A 2734-nucleotide genomic window follows, 5' to 3' on the forward strand; every position below is an offset into this window, starting at 1 on the left:
GGCTGTGGCCGGGCACGCATTCGTGCAAGGTGAGCGCGGTGAGCATGAACAACGGCCGCGATTTCAGATCATAGGTGTTCATGTAGCAGGCATCGAGCCCGCCGCGCCCAGACGTGTAGGTGGGCGCAATCGCATCCGGCACCGGCCGCAAGGTGAAGCGAAAGCGCGGCAGCGTGATGAAAATATCCTTCAGCTTTCCATCCATGCGCTTGATCACATAGGAGGAAAAGCCGAGCAGTTCGTCTGGCGTGCGCGCATAGAATTGCGGATCAGTGCGAAGAAAGACCAGGAAATCCTTGTATTCCCCATTGAATCCCGATTGCACCATGGCGCTGCGCATATCGCCATCGATGCGCGCCACTTCTTGTCTGCCAATCTGGTGGATGGCTTCCGGCGTCAGGTCAGTGGTGGTGAACTCCTTCACCTGATCGCGATACCAAGCGACGCCGTCAGGCAAATCGCGCGCACCGGTGCTGGCGCGCAGGCCCGGCAGATATTCGGCGCGCAAGAAACCCAGCATCTTGGTCTGCGCCGGGTTGACGATGGTGTCGATCGCCTCGATTGCCTCAGCCCGCAACTGGTCCTGTTCGAATGCGGGTATCGATCCCGGCATCGCCGTGAACGGCGCGTAGAACGGGCTGTCCTTCCCAGCTTTTATCTGATTGGCCAGCGTCGCATCGCGGCCCTTCATGGTGATGGCCGGCGGCGTGAAGCCGCGTTTCAAGCCAGCGCGCATGTTGGCGATATTCTCATCAAACCAGCGCGGAACATCGCGCATCCGGCTGATATAATTGCGATACTCCTCCGCCGAACGGAACGGCACCTCCCCCGGCAGATAGTTCCACACATTCACATCGCTGTTGATCGGCATCTCATAGCTGCGCCAACCAATGCCCACCACTTCAGCCCGCAGCGATTCGGCCAGCACCGCCTTGTTCAATCGTTCAGCCACCGACAGTTCGGCATCGGGGATGGCGGCAATCTGGTCGAGCACGCCCTGCCAGACACGTTTGCGCTCTGTCTGGCACGCCGGCGTAACGCACGGCAGCCGTGGCCCCTGCCGCGTGTCGAGCCCATCCTGCACCTGGCCAGTTTGCGCCAGACGCCATTGCCACTCGGTGTCATAGACCGTCTTCAGCTTTTGATCGGCGGTCTGGGCCTGGGCAGCCCCCGCCAGCAGCAATGCGGCCACAACAGTGCGAATCATCTTTGCCCCTCCCCGGATCAACTTAGCCACGCCCACGATAGGTCGGCACGCCCTGATCCGGCAGCCACAGGCCATCGGGCACCGGGCCGCTTTGCCAGAACACATCGATCGGGATGCCGCCGCGCGGATACCAATAGCCGCCGATCCGCAACCATTTGGGCGCCATTTCCGCCACCAGGCGCTGGCCGATGCCCACGGTCACATCTTCATGAAAGCCGGCATGATTGCGGAACGCACCCAAGAAAAGCTTCAAAGCCTTTGATTCAACAATCGTTTCATCTGGCACATAATCGATGACGATATGGGCAAAATCCGGCGCGCCCGTCACCGGACAGAGCGACGTGAACTCCGGGCAGGTGAAGCGCACCAGATAAAGCGCGCCCGGCCGCGGATTGGGCGGATAGTCCAGAACCGCCGCTTCAGGGCTCACCGGCAGGGCCGAAGACTGGCCCAGATGCAACACGTCCACCACTGAATCTCTCCATGCTGTCACAAAGCGCCATCACGGCCCGACAATGGGCGTGACATGCGCTGCCAGCACAATTATGTCACGCCCCTAAGGTTAAAACGCGTGGGGAGTGAAGCATGAACCTTCTGGTGTCCACTGATTGGCTTGCCGCAGAGATGGGCAAATCAGATCTGCGTATCATCGATGCCAGCCTGTTCCTGCCGGCACACGCCCGCAACGCCCGCGCCGAATTCGAAGCCGCCCACATCCCCGGCGCCGTGTTCTTCGATATCGAAGAAGTGTCGGACACGTCGAGCAGCCTGCCCACCATGCTGCCGCCGGCCGAAAAATTTGCTTCGCGCTGCCAGGCGCTGGGCTTGGGCGATGGCAGCCGCATCGTGGTGTATGACAACAGCCCGCTTCACTCGGCTGCGCGCGTGTGGTGGATGCTCAACCTGTTTGGCGCGCACGAAGTGGCGATCCTGGATGGCGGCTTTGCCAAGTGGCAGGCCGAAGGTCGCCAGGTTGAAAGCGGCAAGCCCATCGTGCGCCATCGCCATTTCACCGTCTGGGCTGATAACGCGCTGGTGCGCGACGCCGCCCAGATGACCGACAATCTGCGCACCAAGGCCGAACAGGTCGTTGATGCGCGTGGTGCCGGCCGTTTCACCGGTGCCGAGCCTGATCCGCGCCCCGGTGTGCGCCCCGGCCATATCCCCGGTTCGAAGAACATCCCCTATTCCGCGCTGTTCAACGAAGACGGCACCTACAAGCCGGTGGCCGAGATCAAGGCGCTGTTTGACGCCGCCGGTCTTGACCTTTCCAAGCCGCTGGTCGCCACCTGTGGTTCCGGCATCACCGCGCCGGTCGTGGCCTTTGGCGCGGCGCTGGCTGGCAAAACCAATGTTCCCATCTATGACGGTAGCTGGAGCGAATGGGGTGCGAACCCCCACAATCCCATCGTTTCTGGCCCGGTCGTGACCGGCGCGTGACACAGCGGCGGCCGCCGCGATCCGACCTTTCGGGGCTGGGGACAGGCACATTGTTGGCCCAGGCCGGCCGGGAGCATGCGGTCGATA

Annotated in this window: 3 protein-coding genes; 1 reads left to right on the top strand and 2 read right to left on the bottom strand. The window is 62.0% G+C overall.

The window, feature by feature from the left end:
• Together RMO81_RS04230 and queF are read right to left on the bottom strand one after the other, a co-directional pair.
• A partial coding sequence (locus RMO81_RS04230) for a DUF885 family protein (RefSeq protein WP_310474502.1) occupies positions 1 to 1207 on the bottom strand: 1207 nt, incomplete at its 3' end.
• A gap of 22 nt (positions 1208 to 1229) precedes the next feature.
• Complete coding sequence (gene queF / locus RMO81_RS04235; protein ID WP_310474503.1) at positions 1230 to 1679, bottom strand: preQ(1) synthase; 450 nt, start codon at positions 1677 to 1679, stop codon at positions 1230 to 1232.
• A 113-nt stretch (positions 1680 to 1792) separates the two neighbouring features.
• Here queF and sseA point away from each other — a divergent pair, with 113 nt between their 5' ends.
• Positions 1793 to 2647, top strand: coding sequence for a 3-mercaptopyruvate sulfurtransferase (gene sseA / locus RMO81_RS04240; protein ID WP_310474504.1), 855 nt, complete (start codon positions 1793 to 1795; stop codon positions 2645 to 2647).
• The last annotated feature ends 87 nt before the right edge of the window (positions 2648 to 2734 follow it).

Source organism: Sandarakinorhabdus sp. (assembly GCF_031422795.1).
Classification (GTDB): Bacteria; Pseudomonadota; Alphaproteobacteria; order Sphingomonadales; family Sphingomonadaceae; genus Sandarakinorhabdus.